We start from the raw sequence: 22,818 nt of genomic DNA, 5'->3' as shown, positions 1-22,818 counted from the left end.
AAATTATAATTATGAAAATTTTAAAATATACAGTAATAGCATTAGCAGTAATGGCAACATCCTGTAGTGATGACTACTTTGATGTAAACAGTTCAGAAACGGCTCCTACAACGAGTTCGCTACCGCCCCAATTCAGGATTCAAGGAGCTATTGAAAACACCACAGGGACTGCTCAATATAGAGGTGCAAGAGAAGTGATTGGTGTCACACAATATGCTGCGCATCATACCTCCGCCTACGATTCTAATTCTTGGACGAATACATTTACAACCGGACGTTATTTCTTATGGCAGAATTCTTACGTGTATGCGCTCCCTAACACGGCAGACCTTATCGTTTTGGGCGAAAGATACGATGCGCCAAATTATACGGCGGTAGGCAAAATACTAAGAGCCTACATCTTTGGCATGACCACCGATCAATACGGCGATATTGTTACGGAAGACACCTATGATGGTGAATCAAATATGAATATCACCCCAAAATTTGTGACCCAAAAACAAGCTTACCAAACCATCTTCACATTGCTTGATGAAGCAATTATTGAACTGCAACAAGCAAGTACTATTGGATTGAATGCTGAGGGCGGCGATGTGCTTTACAATGGCGATCAAGATAAATGGATTCGTTTTGCACACTCTCTTAAAGCACGCTACTTAAACCATTTAAGCAAGAAGTCTTCAGGAGATATGGCGTATAATGCTGATGCAATTATTACTGCTGTAGAAGCCGGTATCAATTCTAACGCTCTCAATGCACAACAAAATTTTGTAGGTGGCGAGGCAGAAAACCAAAGACAGCCATTTGCTGAAGGTGGTTATGGGTCTTCAAGATTTAGATACTTTTCTACGTTTTTCGTGAATTTATTGAAAAATCCATTAAACTTAGCTGCACCGGTTGAAGATCCTCGATTGTCAATCATTGTTCCTGAAGCTGTTAATGGTGGCTATGTTGGCTTAGATGTTGGACGTGGTTTGGCCGGTGATTCAGGCGATAATTATTCTGCTGGAAATGGCGGTTTTTACACGAGCCCCACAGCACCAACCTATATGATGACTTATAGTGAAGTGAAATTTATTGAAGCAGAGGCCCGCTTCCGTAAAAACGATTTACCAGGTGCATACGCTGCATTTAAAGAAGGTGTTCGTGCCGATTTAGAAAAACTGAACGTTCCAAACGATCAAATGACATCTTATTTAGAGATGTTAGACGCTGAGATAGGCGCTACCAAAATTGATCTGTCAGCAATCATGACCCAAAAATATATCGCGAATGTTTTAAATCCAGAAACTTGGGTAGACATGCGAAGAATGGATTATAGTGCAGACATTTACCCAGGCCTTAAACGTCCCGTTAATGTTAACCTTGACATTTTTCCTGGTAACGACGAATGGATTCAAGCCATGATGTATGAGTATAATGAAGAAGATCGTAATTATGTAAATATGCCTACAAATGATCCGCTTATTCGTTTAAAAACACCATTATGGTGGAATACGCCTGAATAATTGCAGTGTCATTTTTATAGTCTAAAAGCCAACGTTTAATGCGTTGGCTTTTTTATTGGTGAGATGCTGAGCTCATCTACATGATCCCTATAAAAAACTCTGAAATACTCAAGAATCAAAAAATCTTATTACCTTTCTAGCATCCATCAAATTATAACCAAAGATGTTTTTAAGACTCCCTTTTTTAAGTATTTATCTGTTTCTGGCGGTCACATGTTCCTGTATGGCGCAGAAAGAGCAGTCGTTAAAAGTCCTACAGTTTAATATCTGGCAAGAAGGCACCATTGTTCCTGGCGGATTTGACGCCATTATTGATGAAGTCATTCGTACGGACACCGATTTAATAGCATTGAGTGAAGTCAGAAATTATAATGATAAAAGCCTAGCCGAACGTTTGGTAAAAGCTCTAGCAAAAAAACGGCATACCTATTATTCAGAACAAAGTGAAGATTCTGGCATTTTTTCCCGCTATCCGATACTTTCACAACAAGCCCTATATCCTCTACATAATGACCAAGGATCTATTACAAAAGCCATCATAAAAGTCAAAAACACTGAAATCGCATTTTACAGCGCCCATCTTGATTACTTAAATTGTAGCCTTTATTTACCTCGGGGTTATGACAGTTCTACTTGGAACAAACTCAATAATCGCGTTACCGATTCCTAACCATTGCAATCGACAATTTAGCGTCCAAACGTGATGAAGCCATTACTGCCTTTACAAAAGATGCGATGGCAGAAAAATCTCTTGGCAGACTGGTCATTTTGGGTGGCGACCTTAACGAAGCTTCCTTTTTGGACTGGACAGAAAGCACTAAAAACGTATACGATCATAACGGTGTGGTAATGCCTTGGCATAACACATTACAACTGGACAAAGCAGGTTTTATTGATGCCTATCGTAAAGCATATCCAAACCCCGTAACCCATCCCGGATTCACCTTTCCGGCAGATACGCCTCTCGTGCCACTTGAAAAATTAGCTTGGGCACCTGACGCAGATGATAGGGACCGAATTGATTATATTTTTTACCTACCCTCTGATCAATTAGAGCTTAAGGAAGTTAAGATTATTGGACCAAAAGGTTCGATTGTTCGTAACCAACGGGTATTGGAAACTTCAGAAGATCCTATAGAAACACACGATGGGGTTTGGCCTACGGATCATAAGAATCTTTTAGCTGTTTTTGAACTGAAGGATTAATTTTGAAATTATATCATGTTGTTCCCAAACAGGTTCTATAAAACCCTTTACCGCATTTCATGTTTTAAGGTTATGTGTTTATAATATTAACTAAGTTTGATCGATGCAAAGGGTGTCCTTATACAATTGACCAAACACGTTCAAGGATGCATAAAAGTGAACTGATTTTTGAATTCGCCTGAACTCGGTTTTCTTCCATTATACACCGTAAACCTAGACTTCTCCGTAATCTGTTATAGTAATTTCAAAATGCACGCAAATCCTAATTTTATTTCTGATAGCACAACATGTATTTTTAGAGGAGACTTAATAAACACTACGGATTTTTAAATGTACAGCATTAAAAACAGGCATCTTATAGTGAAGATTTCCTGTTGAACGATTTATTTACCTCTAATTCAAAATATTAGATTAAATTTTAACTTCAACCAACCTTCAACCCTTATGCAGAAGTTAATTATTAATTTTACGCCTACAGGAATGATTCCCACAAAAGAGATGACACCTCACGTTCCTGTAACTATCAATGAAATTGTAGAGGATGTCCATCGTGCCTATGAATTAGGAATTACTCTGGCGCATATTCATGCCAGAGATGAAATTACAGGCGTTCCTACTTATAAAAAAGAAGTATATGCTGAATTAATATCTGGGATTCGAAAATATGCACCTGATCTCGTGATATGTGCTTCGCTAAGTGGACGCAACTTCAATACATTGGAAAAAAGAGCCGATGTCCTTTCTTTAAAGGGTGATCTGAAACCCGATATGGGAAGTTTAACTTTAAGTTCTTTAAACTTTAATAATGTGGCCAGTATGAATGCCCCGAACATGATTGAAGATTTGGCAAAAACCATGAAAATTAAAGGTATTGTACCAGAATTAGAAGTATTTGATGTTGGCATGATAAATTTTGGAAATTATTTAATGAAAAAAGAACATATAAAACCTCCTTTATATTATAATCTTCTTTTTGGTAACATTGCCTGCGCACAAACCAATTTGCTTCATGTAGGTGTGATGTTAAATGACCTTCCAAAAGATGCGCTGATTGCAATGGCTGGTGTTGGAACTGGACAGATGCTCATGAATTTCTTGGCCATAGCCATCGGTAAAGGCGTGCGTGTGGGATTAGAGGATAATATTTGGTATGATACAGAGCGAACCAAACTAGCAACCAATAGTGACCTCTTAAAACGGATCCATGTTGTTGCAGAGGCAAATAATAGAGAAATTATGACCCCTTCAGAATTTAGGACCATCATGAATATGGAACCTGGATATGGACGTTATGGTCGTGTTTATAATTGATCAATACTATGGAAGGAGATAAAACAGGGCTTTCATATCGTATTAAATGGCTCTCTAATATTATAAAGCACGGTTTGTTTTGGCATGGGGTACGGAACAATTTGGCAAAAATCGGCTTAGATTTTATGCCCTATTATTGGGTTGAGGAAGCTACCAGCCCAATTACGCCTCCACAGTTGCGTGGTGAAGACACCAATTTTCAAATTTCAATTTTTGGTGAAACTGAGATCAATCATATTAAGAATACTATTATTGGAATAGAGCAAAAGGATTTATTGGCAGATCTTAAAAATGGTGAAATCTGTATTGGGTTAAAAAACAATGGCCATATAGCCGCTTATATGTTTATAAAATGTAAACCCTTCACCTTTAGAAAACATCACTTCAACTTAAAACCAACAGAAAGCTATTTACATAGTATGTACACTTTTGAAGCTTATAGAGGTAAAAATATCGCACCATACTTGCGTTATCACAGTTATGACTATTTAGAAAAAGAGAACATAAAAACTTTTTACAGTGTTAGTGAATATTTTAATAAGTCCACAATTAAGTTTAAAGAGAAACTCAACTCAAAACCTATTAAATTATATTTAAGTGTCCGGTTATTTAAAAGATGGAGTTCTAATTTTACATTAAAAAGCTATAAATGAGCGTTTATTTTGTATTGAAACGATTATTGACTACTCATGTTTTAAATTCTAGAAAGCGGTTTTTTGAATATAATTCAAAAATGAATTCCAGAAGCAAAATCCAACGGTTTAATCATACAAACAAGACTCCACAACTAAAGTCCAGTCAAGTTGAAGCGGCTAAGTCTTATTTTAAATCTCAAGGCTATAATTTAAACAATACTTATTGGCACAGCTATTATACAGGCTTGAATAATGAATTTCATGTGGACTATATTCCTGAGGATCTTTTTAGATCCATACTATCTCCGAGGTTTAACGAAATGCGACAATGGCCATTTTTATTAGATAAGAATCTATCCTATATTTTATTTAAAGATGTTAACCAACCCAGTCGTGTTATACAGAATATTAATGGGTTTTATTATAGAAATAATCAAATTGTTCCTGAGCAAATTGCTATTGAAGCCTGCAACATAATTAATAAACCTTTAGTAATTAAACCAACAATAGATTCGGGTCGTGGAAAACAGGTCAATACCTTTACTATAAAAGCAGGGGTAACTTCTTATAAGAATCTTACCATCTCCCAGGTATTTAAATTGTATAAAAAAGATTTTATTATTCAGGAATTTGTTGAACAAAACAGTGCATTAAAGGCTTTAAATCCGTCATCTCTTAATACAATAAGAATAATGACCTATCTGAGACCTAATGGTGTTTATGTTTTATCATCGGTACTGAGAATAGGACAGCCAGGTAGCCAAACCGATAATTATTCTGGTGGTGGAATCATCATTGGAATAGATAAAAAAGGCTATTTAAAAAACATAGGATATACCAAAAAGGGAACGCTTCTGAAGAAAACCCATACAAATGTCCTTTTTGAAGGTTTTCAAATCCCCAACTATTCGAGTGTCATAAAAATGATCTATGCCATGCATCCAATTGTTCCTTATTTCAAATTTGTGTCCTGGGACATTGGAATTGATAAGACTGATGCGCCCATTTTTATTGAATTTAACACCTATAATCAAAATATTGATATACATCAAATTACTAATGGTCCTTTATTCGGAAAATTTACCAATGAAATCTTGGAACTAGGCTTAAAAACTTACTAATTCTTTTTATAATTGTTAATCACCTTTCTTCGCTTTCCAGAATTTAAAGCAGGAATTTCATCTACATAAGTAACAGCAACTTGAGCATCCTCTCCAAAGTCTGATTCAATATCCATGATCAATTGCTTTTCAAATGGAAAATTATCGCCTTGAAGGTTCAATTTAACTTCGTATTCTTTTTCACCTTGTTGAATAAATTGATATTGTTTTAATAAATGATAATAGTTGTAAAATTTTGTATAAATCACAAACGAAGAAATCAGCTTACCCTTTGAATCATAAATAAGATCCATCTGACGACCTTCAACATGCACGAACTCCATAGCACCTTCTTTATTCAATCCAAATTGTGCAATATCACCGGTATCATATCTAATTATAGGCATGGCATAGTTAAACAAATCGGTGACCACAATTCTGCCAAGCTCCCCAAGTTTAGCAGGAGCGTCACGTTCCAAATTTAATAATTCAACATGGTAACTTGCATGATTAACAACAAACCGATCAGGAGAATCTAGTGTTTGTTGTGCAATAATTCCAATTTCCTCACTTGAATACCTAGAAAGCACGACGGTATTAAGATGTTTTCCTAGTGTATATTTTGTGTAAGGATTTAGATATTCTGCATTGGCAATCGCAGAAGTAATACCTAAACCATTTAAAACAAGACTATTATTCTCCAAATATTGTGCAATCATTTCATAGGCAGACGCGAAGCCTAGTAATGTTTTTGTAGATTGTTGGTCAGATTTTAATAATCCTAAAAAAGTTTCAATGCTTTCATCAGTTAATCTGGAAATGTCAAATTGTAAAACATTCTGAAGAAAAGACTTCAATCTTCCCTTCTTGTTATGTCCACGCCAAACTTCAAGCTCGTATAACCGATTTCCAACATTAAAATTGGCTTTCCTGAAAAAATAAATCACATCTGCACGGTTTCTATGACGTTTATCTTGATTTTGAAATAAGAAAAAAGGCACTCCTGTAGAACCACTTGTTGAGACTTTAAAATTGGATTTGTCTTTAAACTCACTCGATTCAAACAGTTCAAAGTTATTTTGAATAGTGGTTTTTCTAATCACAGGAAAACCAGAAATTGTAGTCGCGGAAGACAGGCAATTGTAATACTGGGTCGTTTTGACCGCATGATCAAGTAAACGTCTTAAATGCGTATCTTTAATTTGAATGGCTTTATCAGAATTTGGATGCGCAACACAAAGTTCAATTTCATTTAAATTATTTTTTATTTTACCTTTTTTTAAGCTATCAAGTAACCAAAAGAACTTATTTCGTGCAACATTTAGAATCATGATTCGATGTATTTTACCTAAATAATTAGAACTGGAGCATCTGTCATTGTGGTTTGTATGGGCAACCCAAAAGCTACGTGTTAGTTCCTATGGATTCTGCAACTTTTGATGCTGTGCCTATATCAGAATGATTACCAATTGCTGTTTCCTGAATTAGAGTGTCTCCAAGCTGTCAGGCATACAAAACCCGCCCACTTTAGCTAGGACATTAACAACCGCATTTACCATAAATAAAGAATTTTTTGAAACCAACTATCCTCGAGGCAGAGCCTCGAGGAATTCTTTACGATTAAAATAGGTAATGATCGATGTCGTGCTTATCACCTGAATATACTAGGATTTATGGTTTTTAAAATAATATATCGTCAAACTACATATTTTCATCTACAAGACGATGAAACATTATTTATTTGATTCTTGTCTATTATTGAACAAAATGAGCAGCACTTCTAAAGAGGTGTGATGGTCTGCCGTTGTTGGTATTTTCCACCAACAACTCATCTCCATAAATCCTACGATTAATTGAAACTAAATATGCATTAATGATGTTGTTTATAGAGTGTATCAGGCAAAAAAACAGTGTTGTTCAAAAACACACCATTGACCAATATGTGTGTAAAAAACCCTCCATTTGCTACATACATTTTGCTGTTTCTGCCGTTGTTGGTGTTTTCCACCAACAACTCATCTCCATAAATCCTACGATTAATTGAAACAAAATATGCCCTAACGATGTTGTTTTCTGCCGTTGTTGGTGTTTTACACCAATAACTCACCTCCATAAATCCTACGATAAATTGAAACTAAATATGCATTAACGATGTTGTTTTCCGCCGTTGTTGGTGTTTTCCACCCTCAACCCATCTCCATACATTCTATTTCAATTGAAACTACATATGCCCTAACATATTGTTTATAGAGTATACCAAACATGAAAACAGTGTTGTTCAAAAGCACACCATTGACCTATACCTGTGTGAAAAAAACCTCCATTTGCTACATCCATTTTGCCGTTTCTGCCGTTGTTGGTGTTTTCCACCAATAACTCACCTCCATAAATCCTACGATTAATTGAAACTAAATATGCATTAATGATGTTGTTTTCTGCCGTTGTTGGTGTTTTCCACCAATAACTCACCTCCATAAATCCTACGATAAATTGAAACTAAATATGCATTAACGATGTTGTTTATAGAGTGTATCAGGCAAAAAAACAGTGTTGTTCAAAAACACACCATTGACCAATATGTGTGTAAAAAACCCTCCATTTGCTACATACATTTTGCTGTTTAGCAATTTAACCTTGGGTGTGTTTCATAACAGTCGCATCCGTATCCAAAATCAACTTTTATTCACTAAATTAGAAGCTGATTACAAATTATTCCACAATCCTAGTTAATACCATGAGAAACATTAAATCTTCTTTCGTCATCGCTCTTATTCTAGCGACCTCTCTTTTTTACCATACAAGTTTCGCACAGACCTACGGTCAAAACGGTATGGTAGTTTCTGACAATACGGTAGCCTCGCAAGTGGGTACCAATATTCTTAAAAAAGGCGGCAATGCCATTGATGCCTCCATTGCGACGGCTTTTGCATTGGCGGTCACCCATCCGCAGGCTGGCAATATAGGCGGCGGCGGATTCTTAGTCTATATGGACGCCAATGGAATGTCGACGACCATCGATTTTCGAGAAAAAGCACCATTATTGGCTACTCCAGACATGTTTTTAGACAGCGACGGTCAGCTTATAAAAGGCAGTAATCATGAAGGTTTAAAGTCGGTAGGTGTACCGGGGACCGTTGCGGGCTTGTATATGGCGCATCAGAAATACGGGAAGTTACCTTGGAAAGACTTAGTTCAGCCTTCTGTAGATTTAGCAGCAAATGGTGTAGAATTTTCGTACACCTTGGCCGAGCACGCCAAAAATTTTAATAAAGGTACGTATCCACAATTTCTAAAAGATTATTACCACAACTCCAAGGGAGAATTGACCAAACACGGTGAACTTTGGATTCAGAAAAATTTAGCGGAAACCTTAAAATTGATTAGAGACCACGGGAGAGACGGTTTTTATAAAGGAGCGGTCGCTCAAGAAATCGCTACGTATATGAAGGAGAATGGAGGCATCATCACGATGGAAGACCTCAACAAATATGAAGCTGTAGAACGCCAAGCCATCACTGGCACTTATAAAGATTACGGAATAGTATCCATGCCGCCACCAAGTTCAGGTGGTGTAGCGATTATAGAGATGCTTAACATCATGGAGCAAGCAAATTTAGATTCTATTGCATTTAACTCTACCGCTTATGTACACTTGGTTGCGGAAGCTATGCGTCGCGCCTTTGCCGACAGAGCCGAACATTTGGGCGATCCAGATTTCAATTTGGAAATGCCATTAGACCGATTAACCTCCAAAGCATTCGCCAAAATGCGCTATGATAATATTGATATGAATAAAGCTTCGGTTAGCGACACCCTAAAATTCGGACAACTCTATGACGGTAAAAATACCACACATTTATCAGTGGTTGACAAAGTTGGAAACGCAGTGTCGCTCACGTATACTTTAGAACAATCCTACGGTTCTGGATTAGGTTCTCCCAAATTAGGTTTTATTTTCAACAATGAAATGGGCGATTTCAATCCGCAGCCAGGCTATACGGACAGTGGTTGGTTAATTGGTACCGATCCCAACATTATTCAACCAGAAAAACGCATGCTCAGCAGTATGAGTCCAACCATCGTTACCAAAAACGGAAAACCATATTTGGTTATTGGAAGCCCGGGTGGACGTACCATTATCAATACTGTTTTTCAAACTATTTTAAATGTGATTGCCTATGATATGCCCATCAAAAAAGCGATTGAAACCATGAAAATCCATCACCAATGGTTTCCTGATGAATTGATCTTTGAAAACGATTTGATGTCTCCTGACACGAAAAAGACATTGGAAGCGATGGGCCATGTGGTTAAAGGCAGAGATAACCTAGGCCGTTTAATGGGCATCCTAATTCCCACAGATGGTACTGCATATATTGGTGCCTCTGATTCTTCCAGTCCAGATGGTGGCGCCGTGGGATATTAAATAGATTTTTAGCAAAGGATAACATCCGTGGGTGTTGGTAATTATTTGCTAACACCCATTTTTTTCTATGGTTATATGGGAGGTTTAGAAGGCTTTTACCTCAAATTTTGATATCTTTCCAAAATTATATTTTTTACAATGGACATTCCCTACTTCATCTTCACATCCTCTTATAAATTAAAAATTTGGCCAGATAGGTAAGAATTTCAGTGAAAATCGTAACTTTTACATACCAACGGCTACTCATAAAGTAACCGTTCAAAACCAACCCATATGAAAAAAGTCATCTGTCTTCTCTTTTGCTTTGCCATTTTTTCCACCACCTATTCACAAACCGATAAGCGCCTGAAAGGTCTTGAAAAAGATTTGAATGCCATTTTAGACGCCACTAAGGCTGCGGGATTTGCTGTTGCCGTGGTTAATGGTAATACCGTAATTTATGCCAAAGGATTTGGGTATGGCGATTATGATAATAAGGTGCCGGCAGATGCCAACACCTTATTCGCCATCGGGTCTTCTACCAAAGCATTCACCTCAGCCCTTCTAGGCCAATTGCGAGCGGAAGACAAATTATCTTTTGAGGACAGCCCGTTAAAATACATCCCCGAATTAAAATTCAATAACGACAATCTTAATAACAATGTCATCATAAAAGATTTGATGCGTCATAGTACGGGGCTACCCCGTCATGATTTAAGCTGGTATTTATTTCCTTCGACGGATAAGGATAGTTTGATTCAGCGTATCGCCCACCAAGAACCATTTACAGGTTTGAGAACACAATGGCATTACAACAACTTTATGTTTTTAGCGCAGGGTGTGATTGCTGAAAAAATTACAGGACAATCTTGGGAAGCGAATATCAAGAATCGCTTTTTTGAACCTCTTGGGATGTCACGTTCCCAAACCTTATTAAGCGAATTATTAAAAATGGACAATGCAGCATTGGGATATGAGTTTAAGAACAACAACATTAGTAAAATGGATTTCTATGACATTTCAGGGATGAGTCCCGCGGGTAGTATTTATAGTAGTGTTAATGACATTGCCAAATGGTTACAACTATGGGTCAACAAAGGGAAATTTAATGGAAAAGAGATTTTACCCGAAACTTATGTTACTGAAGCTACGAGTTCTCAAATGGTGATGTCGGGTGGTTTGCCTGAAGAAAAACTCCCAGACATGCATTTCGCTAATTACGGATACGGCTGGATTCTCAGCTCCTATAGAGGACATTACCGTGTAGAACATGGCGGAAATATCAATGGTTTTTCAGCGAGTGTTGCTTTTTACCCAAGTGACAGTTTAGGGATTGTAGTTTTAACAAATCAGGATGCCTCTGCCCTTCCAGGAATTGTAAGAAACACCATTGCCGACCGACTTTTTGAAGGCGAAAGAACCGACTGGACCAAGCGTTTTATTGAAGCTAAACAGAAAGCTGAAAAAATGAAAGACGAATTGAAGTTGGAAGAAACGGCTTCTACTCAAGTTAAAAACACGAGACCTTCACATATTAAGTATGACTATACAGGCACTTATGAAAATGAAGGCTACGGCAAACTAACTGTTACACTCGAAAACGATTCGTTATTTGCAAACTTTAAACGTGTCAAAATGTTTCTAAAACATTACCATTACGATGTCTTTAAACCTTATGAAGTGTCAAATAAAAAAATTGACACTACGGAAGCGAATCCCATGCATTTAAATTTTGCTACTGGAGATGGTGGGGACATCGTAAAAATGACCATGAAAGTAGAGGCCGCCCTAGAGCCCATCGCCTTTAAACGCACGCCAAATTCCATAGAGGTGAATAACTCTGACTTAGAACTCTATGTGGGGGATTATAGTTTGATGGGCGCCACCATAAAAATTTACATTAAGAATGATTCAGTCTTATATCTATTTGTCCCAGGACAGCCAGAATATGAATTGATGCCCACTGAAAAACACAAGTTCACCTTAAAAGCGGCAGATGGTTTTAAAGTCGAATTTTTAGAATCGGTAGATGGTATTAAAGAAATGAACCTCATTCAACCCAACGGCACCTTTAAAGCCAAGAAAGATTAAGCACCGCAAAAACTACAGTGATGTTATAAAATCTTCAAGAATGAAAAACAATCTATTTTAGATATTGTTTCAACTTTTCTATAGGGCTACTTTCTTTGTTTTTATAAGCATGAAGTGAGCTGCTTACCACTAAAATAAGTGCCGCCACTCCAGCAACATACGTTATACTAAGGGTCTCCTGATAATTGGCATATGCAATAGCGGCAAGCGCCCATGCGCCTACCAATGCAAACTCGCGCATATTACGCGACCAAGTCACCACAAGATTAATGATTAATGCTACAATGATCATAAAAATAGTCCACGCTACAGCTGACATTCCGAAGCCTCCCCATCCTATTTTTACAAGGTATGCCGCCACATTTACTATACTCGCTACGGTTACCCATCCACTATAAACCACAAAAGGCCACCATAAAAAGGCAATGACGGATATGGGCGCATCCCAAAGTTCCATCGCATTATTCACGACAATTTTTAATAACGAGAATAATAGTAGGAAAATGAAAATACAAGATATTCCGGTATAGCCATAAATCCATAAGAATACCCACGCCGAATTGGCTAAACAAGACACTACAAACCACCAGCCAATTTTTAATATAAAATCGTCATTTCTAACCTTTACAAACAAACTTCTACCCTGATAGACGATAAAACCAAGTAATAGTAAATAGATAAAACCCCAAATGGAAAAGGCATATCCGGCGGGTGTAAATAAAGTGTTAAGCTCTTTTGAAACGCCACCAATAGTGCTGTCATTTATGAGTCCTGTGTTAGAGAGGTAATTAATAATGATAGTGGACACAAGTGCAATACCATTGCTTATTTGCAGAACTTTTTTCATAGAGGATAATCCCAATATTGGGAAAGTTAGTGGTTAGTTGAGCCTAGTAAATAGTCCATATAAATGTACGAATTACATTGTAGTAAATTAACACTTTTAAATGACCTATTGACTCAAATAAACTCGAGGTACTGCAGCACTCTAAAATCGAAGGTATTGAAATTGGGGTTTTTAGCCTTGAGATGTTGGTATAAAGGCATTCTGCTGATGGAGATATTTGCAGCCCCCGATCCTGAGGTTAAAGAAACGGTTTTTATGATTCTGCTGTTCAACTGTTCTACTGATGTTGTACGAGATGATGTTAATTGCTGAGGAAGTACAAACTCATGTATTCGAGGCACCTCATTGGAAACCACTCTTAGGTGTAGCCCATACGTTTTCAGATGTCGTCTAAAAAAATATTCTGGACCATTTTTACTGTTTCCACCTGTAAAAAGTAGTGTTTTAATATTAGGATAATCCCGCAAATAGCCTACCAAATCTCGTAAACGGATGTTAGTCATGCCCAAATCTGAAGCATCAATTTTTTGGCGTTCCGCACTTGCAACTATGTCACATATTCCAATTTTATGAGCGATTAAAAATGCTTTGCGTTGGTCTACTGCTTCTTTGGAATTATCAAACCTTAAATTCAACTTGTGAATTTTATCAATAAATAACCAAAGCGAGTTAAAATAACTTCCATAGCAAAAATCAACATCTTTCTCTAAAAGTTCCCCAACTGAAAACCGCGGCGGTGGTAAGGTGCCTACAATAAGCGTTGTGGTATCTTCTTTAATAAATGGTGGATATGGATGTTGGTGTAAAAACATTTCAGACTTTAGCTCTCAATCTCTCTACTTCAAGACTGGTCGATTTATAAATCCGTTGATTCATTTTGGTCATGTTTTGCATTTCTTCATGGAGTTCCTCTAACAGTGCTTTTCCCTTTGTGGTTTTGTCAATGCGCAACAGAAATTTGGCAAAGGCCAATCGTTCATTATAATTTGAATATGGTCTATCAATCGCGCTTAATTGTGTTTCTGCTTCTGCCGTGCGATTCTTTTCCGCCAAAGCCATTCCAAAATAAAAAGGCACATCAGATTTTGAGTAGTCCTTATGATGCTCGAGCATCTCCCCCAACCTGATAACCTCATCAAAATTTTTCGAGTTATAATACGCTTTGACCATTTGGGTTTTGACATAAAATCCATTTTGGGTTTTGTCCTCTAAAGCTATTTTGTAATGCTCGATGGCTTTCGCATCGTTATGAGAGGCCAAATAGGCATCTGCAAGATTCACTCTATTTTCATAAGTATCTGTAAATTCAAGTTTTTTCTCAAGATCCCGTACGCTTTTAGAGGGATCAATGATGGTGGTCAAATTATCCTGAATTTTCTCTGTGTCGCGTTTTGTAATCACTTGTGTTACCAAGTACACGATGCAGCCAATAAGCGGCAAAAAGATGATGGCAAAAATCCAGTAAAATGAATTCTTGTTTTTGAAAAGATGGTAAATACAAAATGCTTGAAAAGCAATAATAAAATAATAGTACATCTGTTAAATTCTGATTAAAGTCTAAATATAGTGGTTTGAAGTTGTAAAAAGTATGTATCTTAAAATCTACAGTATTAACAACAGTAAATTTACAAAAAATGGGAAAAGGTGATAAAAAATCGAGACGAGGAAAGATACAACGTGGCAGCTACGGAGTAAGACGTCCTCGAATTAAAAAGAGACCAACAACACTGGAAAAAATTAGTGTTGACAAGAAGGCGAAGCCTTAAAAATTACAAAGTAATCTCCTTATACAGGTTCGCATTACAGTAGATTATTAAATCATAATCTACTGTAATGCGAGCTTTTTTTTTTGAATTCTTATCTGGTAAACACTAAAGTATGCGTTTCAGAAAGCTTTTCATGAAACCTGTAATTCTCTAGGTCGAAACCCTTTATATCATCAATGCTATCAGCATTCTTGTCAATTATATAACGCGCTATAAGCCCACGAGCTACTTTCGCATAAATGCCTATGGTTTTATACTCGCAGTTTTTCAACTCTTTAAAATCAACATCAATCACCGGCACTTTTAAAGCTTTTTTATCGATAGCTTTAAAATATTCTACACTGGCTAAATTAAGAAACACTTCATCATCCTCTAATTCGTTATTTAAAGTCTTCGTAATAGAATCCTTCCAAAATTCATAGAGATTTTTATCCTTGCCTACAGCAATTTTCGTTCCCATTTCCAAACGGTAAGGCTGAATTAAATCCAACGGTTTTAGAAGGCCGTACAATCCTGAAAGAATCCGAACGGTATCCTGAACTTTAGTGAGCTTGGAATTTGGAATGGTGTACGCGTCTAAACCTCTATACACATCGCCATTAAAGGCATACATTGCAGGTCGGGCGTTGTCTGTAGTGAAGGGTACTTCCCAATCCTGATTTCGCTCGTAATTGAGTTGGCTCAAATCTTTACTAATGCTCATTAATTCTGACAAGCCATTAACAGATTTCTTTTTGAGCAGTTTATTTAAGCGTGCTGATTGTTTTAAAAATTCAGGCTGGGTATGTTTTTCTGTAGGTAATTTCGTTTCAAAATCTAATGATTTTGCTGGAGATAATACAAGTTTCATAGTAACGCCCGCCAGAGCAGGTTTCTTATTAAATGGTTATAACTTCTGGACCGTCAAAGTTACGACAACTTAATAGAAAACTCAAGGGAGAAACCTTAATTATAAGCTAAAACTCCACCCTTCAATCCGCTATCAAAACCCAATACGCTTCTTATTTTAGTAAAGAATGAGCTTTTAATTTATTCCAATTCCATATCCTTATGTTTTGCATAATGTTGCCATTTCGCAATACAATCTTGAATATCTTGGGGCACTTCAGAATCAAAACTCATAAACTTACCGGTGGTAGGATGTTCAAACCCTAAAGTTTTAGCATGCAGCGCCTGTCGCGGTAGAATTTTAAAACAATTATCTACAAATTGTTTGTACTTGGTAAAGGTGGTACCCTTTAAAATTTTGTCGCCACCATAACGGGCATCGTTAAAGAGGGTGTGCCCAATATGTTTCATATGCACCCGAATTTGGTGCGTCCGACCAGTTTCTAACTTACAAGACACTAAAGTAACGTACCCCAAGCGTTCCAACACCTTAAAATGGGTAACGGCTGGCTTTCCTTTATCGGCTTCATCATCAAAATAAACGGTATTCTGAAGTCTATTCTTTGGGTGACGGCCAATATTGCCCTCAATGGTCCCTTCATCAGCATCTACATTTCCCCAGACAATGGCAATGTATTCACGCTCACTAGTTTTATTAAAGAATTGCTTACTCAAGTGCGCCATAGCCGCCTCCGTTTTAGCAACTACTAAAAGTCCGCTGGTATCCTTATCAATACGATGCACCAAACCAGGTCTGTTGCTCGAATTGTTAGGTAAGTTTTCAAAATGATAGGTTAAGGCATTAATTAAGGTGCCAGAATAATTTCCGTGACCGGGATGCACCACCATGCCTGCTTCTTTATTGACCACGAGCAAATCATCATCTTCATACACAATGTTGATGGGGATATCTTCTGGGGTAAGTAAAAACTCGTATGGCGGATGCTCAAATAGGACGCGGATCTTATCAAAAGGCTTCACCTTATAATTCGATTTTACCGGAAGGTCATTCACATAAATACTCCCGTTTTTGGCAGCAGCTTGAATTTTATTACGCGTTGCGTTTTCAATAAAATTCATTAAATATTTATCAATACGCAATGGCGTTTGCCCCTTTACGGCTGTAAAAGCGTAATGCTCATACAAATCGTCATCATACTGATCTTCTACATTGGGATTGGTATCTTCTGTCATTATTCGTCTAAACCTCTATTACCATTACCCAAAACCACATCAATTTTAGATGTCATTGGAAGTAAATCGCCCGCGCTGACCGATTTACCTTGAAAAGAAATGGATTGTACTTCATCTTTTCCTATATCATCGATATAAGATATTTTACCAACTTCAAACCCGATAGCCTCTAGTGTTGGCTTTGCTTGACGGAATGTGCGCCCAACTATTTTAGGCACCTCAACTTTGCGGTAGCCTGACGGATTTAAAATTAAATATATTTTGCGATCTTCCTTTACTTGACTTCCCGCCACTGGGTATTGTTCAATGACCGAAAATTTTGGAAAACTTGGATTAAAATTGGCGGAATCCTGAATTTCCATTGTCAAATCATGATCATTGATTTCCATTTGAGCGATTTCAATGGTTTTACCGGCCAAGTCTGGGACGGTCACAAAACTCCCGTGATTGGTACGATAGTCAAGCCATTTTAACATTAAAAAACTAAGCACTACAATAGCTACAACGGCTAGTAGAATTTGCATTAAAAAAACTTTACTCGTTAAAAATTTTATGAAACTCATGAACGTTAGTTATAAGTGGCAAATATATAAAAACACAACCGTTTTTTCTTTTGCTTTTAATGTGATATTTTTGTTTGTGAAGATACGGCTTCAAATCATGACTATCAAACGGCATACTTTGCCAATTATTTCATGATGGATCATCAGCTACGTTCCTCATCACACTGAACCTAACCACTAATTAACACCATTCCTGACCTTGCAGGAATTTAAGATGAAAAAAAATATTGCCATCATCATGGGAGGCTATTCGAGCGAGTTCGAGATTTCCCTTAAAAGCGGACAAGTTGTTTATGAAACGCTTGATCCTTCCAAATATAACGCGCACCGCATTCACATTTTTAAAGACAAATGGGTGTATGTAGATGCGGATAACGCTGAACATCTTGTAGATAAAAATGATTTTTCCGTGACTGTAAATGGTCATAAAATAAAATTTGACTGTGTTTTTAATGCGATTCACGGGACGCCTGGTGAAGATGGATTTATGCAGGCTTATTTAAGTTTGGTTAATATCCCACAAACCAGTTGTAACATGTACCAAGCCGCCTTGACGTTCAATAAGCGTGATTGTTTGAGCACTCTAAAACCTTATGGCATTAAAACGGCTGAATCTTTTTATGTCAATCTAGGGGATGCAGTTGATGCCGATGCCATCATCGCCAAGGTAGGTTTACCCTGTTTTGTAAAGGCAAATAAAGCGGGAAGTAGTTTTGGTATTAGTAAAGTGTATCAAAAAGAGGATTTCAAAAAAGCACTGGAGATTGCATTTAAAGAAGATGATGAAGTGATTATAGAATCCTTTTTAGACGGCGTTGAAGTCTCTGTAGGGGTCATTACTTATAAGGGTGAGGTCACTGTTCTTCCCATTACGGAAATTGTAAGCAATAATGACTTTTTTGACTATCAAGCAAAATACTTGGGACAATCTCAGGAAATTACACCGGCACGCTTAACTGCCGAGCAAGAGGAACAAGTGCGAAGCGTCGCTAAAAGAGTTCACGAGGTTTTAAAAATGAAAGGTTTTAGTAGAAGTGAATTTATTTTTAAGGATGGAGAGCCGCACTTATTAGAAGTAAATACTGTACCAGGAATGACCAAAGCCAGTATTCTGCCACAACAGGCTGCCGTTGCGGGAATAAGCTTGTCTGATTTATTTGGAAACGCTATTGAAGAGTGCTTTTAAGCTCAGACGTAGGGATTGTACAAAATCATTTTTGAAAAAGTATTGTATATTTGATTAACTAACACAACCAACAAAAGCCTGCCAATGAAACGCGCACTTTTCCCGGGATCTTTCGACCCCCTAACTTTAGGTCATTTCGACATTATTAAACGCGGATTAAAATTGTTTGATGAGGTAGTCGTTGCCATTGGTATCAATGCTGATAAAAAATACATGTTCTCCTTAGAAGAGCGCCAACACTTTATTAACGAAGCTTTTAAAGATGAACCACGGGTTAAAGTGGCCACTTATAAAGGCTTGACTATCGATTTCTGCAAAGATATTGATGCGCAATTTATCTTAAGAGGCTTGCGCAATCCTGCCGATTTTGAATTTGAGAAAGCCATTGCCCATACCAACAGAAAATTATCCCAGATTGAAACCGTCTTTTTATTAACAGCGGCAAGTACGTCTTATATTTCGTCTTCCATTGTTAGAGATGTGATTAGAAATGATGGTGATTATACGGTATTAGTTCCGGAGAGTGTACGGGTTTCAAGACAGGCCTAACTATAAAGTGCTTCCGAACCTTTTAAAAAAAAGTATCAAATATTGACAAAAAATTACACTTATGTCGATAATTGATACTTTCTCAAAGTTGATTAATAGCACTACTAATATAGCTATAATTTATTATTTATCAGTATATTATCCTGAAATCATAATGATTAGAGGTCAAAGTTTTCATAATAGAAAGAATTATATTACAAATAGATTTGACGCTATGATGAAAGTGTAAAATCTGAATTAATCATGTATTGATAGTCTCATTTGAAAAATCTTTCTTGAAGATGTCAGTTTTTAAGTATAACTGCCAAAATAAACACTTCTTTCTTTCGATTTTAAGAGCATACGGATCATTTATCACCGAAGTTACAGTGATTTTTTAACTCGAAAAAGTATTCTAACTTATGTATGCCAATTATAAACTATTCACACAGAAATGTATTGCTAAAAAATTATACGCAATGTTTTGTATAAATTTTACACAAAAAAAAGAGAGATTGTCAATCGAACAATCTCCCCCTAGAACTTTTACCTTAAATATTATCAAAATCAATAAAATTATCAAGCAAAAAAGCGTAATTTAATTAATTTTTGATCTTTTATGCAAAAAATGGCGTTGCAATAGCAACGGCTTCTTCTCCAGTAATCGGCTCGTCAAATGATTGAGAAGCAGACTCTGCTGAATATCCATTTCCTAAGCTAGTTAGGTTAACACCCGCCTGCACCGTCAACTCCTCACCCGCATAAACCGCCGCAGGGACCATCGGCCTAACATTAAGTTGTTTGTTTAAAGTGATCCATCCAAGACCATTATCATTAAGCTCCATATTATAATATGCAGATCTAAGTCTTCTAACTTCAGCTGCATGTCGGGCCTCAACGGAATGGATTCGTAAAGCTGGTGCTAGATAAGGAGTACCAGCAAGATTTCCTGCTTGGCCCTTATAAGCTCTCACGCCTGTATCTTCAAAGGCTTGCGCCAATGTTAATAGTTGTGCATAAGCTTGTGGATTGGTAGCATTAAACGGATCAAATGCGCCACCAAGAGTAAAATCGAAGATTGGTTTATCTACCGCATCACTTCCGAGTACACTTTCTAATAATGCAACGTGGGCATTCTCGTGTTTTGCTATTTGTTCATAAACATCTAGAGGCCTTCCAGATGGAACTACATTAGAAAGTAATGCCCTATTATAGAAATCAGATTCTAAATATTCTAAAGTTAAAGCAAGATTTAAAGGTCCAACATGGCCAAAGAATGCCATTGTTGCTGCGTTCGATTTAGTTACCCCTAGCCCAAATGGAATTGCAGCAAAAGCTGCTTTTTTACCATAAGATCCTAATTGGCTAAACATTTCTCTCCTAGATGCCGAAGCATTTTTTAAATCAATGTTGGAGAACTGGTCTAAAAATTTTATAATATTCATAATATATTTTTTAGTGATTAATTAATAAGTTGGCAATTGCTGTGCATTTATCTTCGTAACTATAAATCCCGAAGCGGCTGCTAACACTTCTTGTGGGGTGCTAAACAGATCCAGGCCCTGCTCATTAACGACATCATCACCTGCAAAATATTTAGTATTGCCGTACAGTGATCTAAGTGTAGAGGCATGTCTTGCCTCTACGGACACAATTTTACCTGCTAATAGTAAATAATCGGTGTTCATAAGTAAAGGTCCTGCGCCATTATATGCAGAAACTCCTGTATCTTCAAGTAATATGGAGTTTCTCATAACTGAGTCTCTATCATTGAAGTTTATGGAACTAAAATCAAATTCTAGTTTCGGTAGAACTCTTTCTGATTTTCCATTTTCGAAAGGCATCAAAACCTTTTCAAACCAATCTCTGTGGATTTTTTCATGTTGATAAATGTCTTCAAATACTAATTTTTCTTCAGCATTTGCACTATTCATCCAATAGCCACCGTCGACCACATTTTGATAGAACGCCGCTTCAAGCTGCTCAAGAACGTAAGCATATCTCAGAATTCCTAAGTCACCCTTCCCAAGATTATAAACTTGTCTTCCCTTGTTTTCTTTTCTGAACATTTCATCAGAATCACTGAGATCTGTTTCGGTTAATGCTTCACTTTCACAGGAATACAACATTAACGATGTGCCCGCAACCGCTAGTCCACCAATTTTTAGAAATTTTCTTCTATCAACAGCGCTCTTTGACCGCTCTTGAATGGTTTTTTGATCATTTTCGAGATTTTTTTTCATAATATATTTAGATTAATGCTTAATAGCCTTACTAAATTAATTACAAATAGTTAATAACTAGCATTTTGAACCATAAATTATTATCGAAACCACAAAATAAATAACAAGTAAATACATATTACCTAATTTCTATCTAAAAATTTTGCATTTAATGCAACCCTGAGCCGTGTGAATAATTAGATTATCCAGTGTTATGCGTCTGATTTCTTAAAAAAAATATGTTGAAATCGCGCTTCTAAAATGTCTATTCGGAGTTGTAAGTGTCGAAGAAAATTAAGATGCCTTTCAGAATCTGGATTGAAAGGACGATGTTCGAGTCCTTTTTGAATACTTTCCACCTCCAACATGATTGTTAAGGTCGCTTCAGACATCCAAACATTTTGAAACTTCTCCCAGATATACTTTATAGCTGTAGTGTTTGGATGCAGCATATCTTCAGCGTAAAAGCGGTAATCCCGTAGTTCATCCATCATAATTTCATAGGACGGGAAATACCACATGTTAGATGCATCTTCAACGATGTCATGAACTGCGGCGATTAAATGCGCTTTACTACGCATATTTTCTACATACCCATCTTTGATGTGACGAATGGGAGAGACTGTAAAAATAATAGTTGCCGTAGGATTTATAGCTGTAATAGCTCTACATGTCGTCTGAAGACTTACAATAATATCCGCCACAGATAATAATGATTTTTGAAAATTGGCTTGCGGTACTTTATGACAATTGGCTACCGGCATATCAGTAGCTTTCTGAGTATAAACCCAAGCAGTCCCCAGAGTAATCACCACATGACTTGCGGTGGCTAGTTTTTGCTTTGCGAGTTTTAGTTGTGTATGTAATTGACGGAGTATCTCTGTTTTTGAACTGTTACTCAGTTGGGAATGGGCATCGTAACAATGCCATTGCTCATTATGAAAAAAAACGTCGTCTTCTAAATACTTTTTCTCTTGAAGAGCACTCACTACTAACTTTTCTATTGCCTTTGGATGAAACAGTACGCCAAATGGATTTTGCGTACTCTGAAATTTATAGTAGGCTAATTTATCCCCTATATTTTCTACAAAACACGAGCCCAACAATAGCACTTTAGACTGATAATCGATCTGATTATCTGATCTTTTCTGGAGCGGGATTTGAGTTTGTAGTTTCATTTGTTTTTTGAAAATGGCGCTATGTGTTATGATTAAATGATGTTAGCAGGAAGTTACAAATATTTGGGGATTTCATTATTCTTTTGACGAACACGGTTTTATGGGATTAATCGTTCCTCGGAATGACAACTGAAGACTGGGTACTGTAGACTGTCTACTGAAGACTGCCCACAAAGGTCTGCCAACTGAA

General features: G+C 36.9%; 21 protein-coding genes. 11 read left to right on the top strand and 10 right to left on the bottom strand.

All coding sequences use genetic code 11. From position 1 onward, the window contains the following. The first annotated feature begins 11 nt into the window (after positions 1–11). The 6 genes from ES711_RS00540 to ES711_RS00520 all read left to right on the top strand — a co-directional run bounded on the left by ES711_RS00540 (position 12) and on the right by ES711_RS00520 (position 5,781). Positions 12–1,508: a SusD/RagB family nutrient-binding outer membrane lipoprotein gene (locus tag ES711_RS00540; RefSeq protein ID WP_146888429.1), complete on the top strand. Its 1,497-nt coding sequence runs from the start codon at positions 12–14 to the stop codon at positions 1,506–1,508. Positions 1,509–1,731: 223 nt separating this feature from the next. Beyond that, entirely contained in the window at positions 1,732–2,178 is a 447-nt protein-coding gene (locus ES711_RS16340) for an endonuclease/exonuclease/phosphatase family protein (protein ID WP_211363036.1), read from the top strand. 65 nt (positions 2,179–2,243) lie between these two features. Then, positions 2,244–2,714 (top strand): exonuclease/endonuclease/phosphatase family protein, encoded by a 471-nt coding sequence (locus tag ES711_RS16335; RefSeq protein WP_211363035.1) that lies wholly within the window; start codon positions 2,244–2,246, stop codon positions 2,712–2,714. A gap of 444 nt (positions 2,715–3,158) precedes the next feature. Then, the gene (locus tag ES711_RS00530) at positions 3,159–4,025 is read left to right on the top strand and encodes a BKACE family enzyme (protein ID WP_146888426.1); all 867 of its coding nucleotides are present in this window, start codon (positions 3,159–3,161) and stop codon (positions 4,023–4,025) included. Between the two features lie 8 nt (positions 4,026–4,033). Further along, positions 4,034–4,678 (top strand): GNAT family N-acetyltransferase, encoded by a 645-nt coding sequence (locus tag ES711_RS00525; protein ID WP_146888423.1) that lies wholly within the window; start codon positions 4,034–4,036, stop codon positions 4,676–4,678. Then, positions 4,675–5,781 (top strand): sugar-transfer associated ATP-grasp domain-containing protein, encoded by a 1,107-nt coding sequence (locus ES711_RS00520; protein ID WP_146888420.1) that lies wholly within the window; start codon positions 4,675–4,677, stop codon positions 5,779–5,781. The genes ES711_RS00525 and ES711_RS00520 overlap by 4 nt, the downstream gene beginning before the upstream one ends. Here ES711_RS00520 and ES711_RS00515 read toward each other — a convergent pair. Continuing rightward, positions 5,778–7,091, bottom strand: a complete 1,314-nt coding sequence (locus ES711_RS00515; protein ID WP_146888417.1) for a phenylacetate--CoA ligase family protein — start codon at positions 7,089–7,091, stop codon at positions 5,778–5,780. The two genes, ES711_RS00520 and ES711_RS00515, sit on opposite strands and share 4 nt — an antisense overlap. A gap of 1,403 nt (positions 7,092–8,494) precedes the next feature. Here ES711_RS00515 and ggt point away from each other — a divergent pair. Further along, complete coding sequence (ggt, locus tag ES711_RS00505; RefSeq protein ID WP_146888411.1) at positions 8,495–10,186, top strand: gamma-glutamyltransferase; 1,692 nt, start codon at positions 8,495–8,497, stop codon at positions 10,184–10,186. Positions 10,187–10,459: 273 nt separating this feature from the next. After that, positions 10,460–12,256: a serine hydrolase gene (locus ES711_RS00500; protein WP_146888408.1), complete on the top strand. Its 1,797-nt coding sequence runs from the start codon at positions 10,460–10,462 to the stop codon at positions 12,254–12,256. Positions 12,257–12,308: 52 nt separating this feature from the next. On the opposite strand, the gene ES711_RS00495 is transcribed toward ES711_RS00500, so the two are convergent. The 3 genes from ES711_RS00495 to ES711_RS00485 all read right to left on the bottom strand — a co-directional run bounded on the left by ES711_RS00495 (position 12,309) and on the right by ES711_RS00485 (position 14,639). After that, on the bottom strand, positions 12,309–13,103 hold the full coding sequence (locus ES711_RS00495) for a tryptophan-rich sensory protein (protein WP_146888405.1): 795 nt from the start codon (positions 13,101–13,103) through the stop codon (positions 12,309–12,311). A gap of 113 nt (positions 13,104–13,216) precedes the next feature. Beyond that, entirely contained in the window at positions 13,217–13,915 is a 699-nt protein-coding gene (locus ES711_RS00490; RefSeq protein ID WP_146888402.1) for a uracil-DNA glycosylase family protein, read from the bottom strand. 1 nt (position 13,916) lies between these two features. Next, positions 13,917–14,639, bottom strand: a complete 723-nt coding sequence (locus ES711_RS00485) for a hypothetical protein (protein ID WP_146888399.1) — start codon at positions 14,637–14,639, stop codon at positions 13,917–13,919. 98 nt (positions 14,640–14,737) lie between these two features. On the opposite strand from ES711_RS00485, the gene ES711_RS00480 reads away from it, so the two are divergent. Further along, on the top strand, positions 14,738–14,869 hold the full coding sequence (locus tag ES711_RS00480; RefSeq protein WP_146888396.1) for a 30S ribosomal protein THX: 132 nt from the start codon (positions 14,738–14,740) through the stop codon (positions 14,867–14,869). A 91-nt stretch (positions 14,870–14,960) separates the two neighbouring features. Here the strand turns inward: ES711_RS00480 and yaaA are convergent, their stop codons facing one another. The 3 genes from yaaA to ES711_RS00465 all read right to left on the bottom strand — a co-directional run bounded on the left by yaaA (position 14,961) and on the right by ES711_RS00465 (position 17,475). Continuing rightward, on the bottom strand, positions 14,961–15,719 hold the full coding sequence (gene yaaA, locus ES711_RS00475; protein WP_146888393.1) for a peroxide stress protein YaaA: 759 nt from the start codon (positions 15,717–15,719) through the stop codon (positions 14,961–14,963). 179 nt (positions 15,720–15,898) lie between these two features. Further along, positions 15,899–16,951 carry an RluA family pseudouridine synthase gene (locus ES711_RS00470; protein ID WP_146888390.1) on the bottom strand — a complete coding sequence of 351 codons (1,053 nt, stop codon included), beginning with the start codon at positions 16,949–16,951 and terminating at the stop codon, positions 15,899–15,901. After that, positions 16,951–17,475 (bottom strand): PASTA domain-containing protein, encoded by a 525-nt coding sequence (locus ES711_RS00465; RefSeq protein ID WP_317129838.1) that lies wholly within the window; start codon positions 17,473–17,475, stop codon positions 16,951–16,953. Before ES711_RS00465 ends, ES711_RS00470 begins: the two co-directional genes overlap by 1 nt. Before the next feature lie 253 nt (positions 17,476–17,728). Between ES711_RS00465 and ES711_RS00460 the strand changes: the two genes are divergently transcribed. Then, entirely contained in the window at positions 17,729–18,700 is a 972-nt protein-coding gene (locus tag ES711_RS00460; RefSeq protein WP_146888384.1) for a D-alanine--D-alanine ligase, read from the top strand. A gap of 84 nt (positions 18,701–18,784) precedes the next feature. Continuing rightward, the gene (coaD, locus tag ES711_RS00455; protein WP_146888381.1) at positions 18,785–19,249 is read left to right on the top strand and encodes a pantetheine-phosphate adenylyltransferase; all 465 of its coding nucleotides are present in this window, start codon (positions 18,785–18,787) and stop codon (positions 19,247–19,249) included. Between the two features lie 596 nt (positions 19,250–19,845). Here coaD and ES711_RS00450 read toward each other — a convergent pair. The 3 genes from ES711_RS00450 to ES711_RS00440 all read right to left on the bottom strand — a co-directional run bounded on the left by ES711_RS00450 (position 19,846) and on the right by ES711_RS00440 (position 22,628). Continuing rightward, positions 19,846–20,673 (bottom strand): ferritin-like domain-containing protein, encoded by an 828-nt coding sequence (locus tag ES711_RS00450; protein WP_146888378.1) that lies wholly within the window; start codon positions 20,671–20,673, stop codon positions 19,846–19,848. A gap of 21 nt (positions 20,674–20,694) precedes the next feature. Then, a complete protein-coding gene (locus ES711_RS00445) occupies positions 20,695–21,471 on the bottom strand; it encodes a ferritin-like domain-containing protein (protein ID WP_146888375.1) in 777 nt (258 codons plus the stop codon). 191 nt (positions 21,472–21,662) lie between these two features. Continuing rightward, positions 21,663–22,628, bottom strand: a complete 966-nt coding sequence (locus tag ES711_RS00440) for a GSCFA domain-containing protein (RefSeq protein ID WP_146888373.1) — start codon at positions 22,626–22,628, stop codon at positions 21,663–21,665. Positions 22,629–22,818: the final 190 nt, after the last annotated feature.

This window comes from Gelidibacter salicanalis, assembly GCF_007997285.1.
Classification (GTDB): domain Bacteria; phylum Bacteroidota; class Bacteroidia; order Flavobacteriales; family Flavobacteriaceae; genus Gelidibacter; species Gelidibacter salicanalis.
The sequence above is the reverse complement of the archived record's forward strand: the minus strand, read 5'-3'. Positions and strand labels throughout refer to the sequence as shown.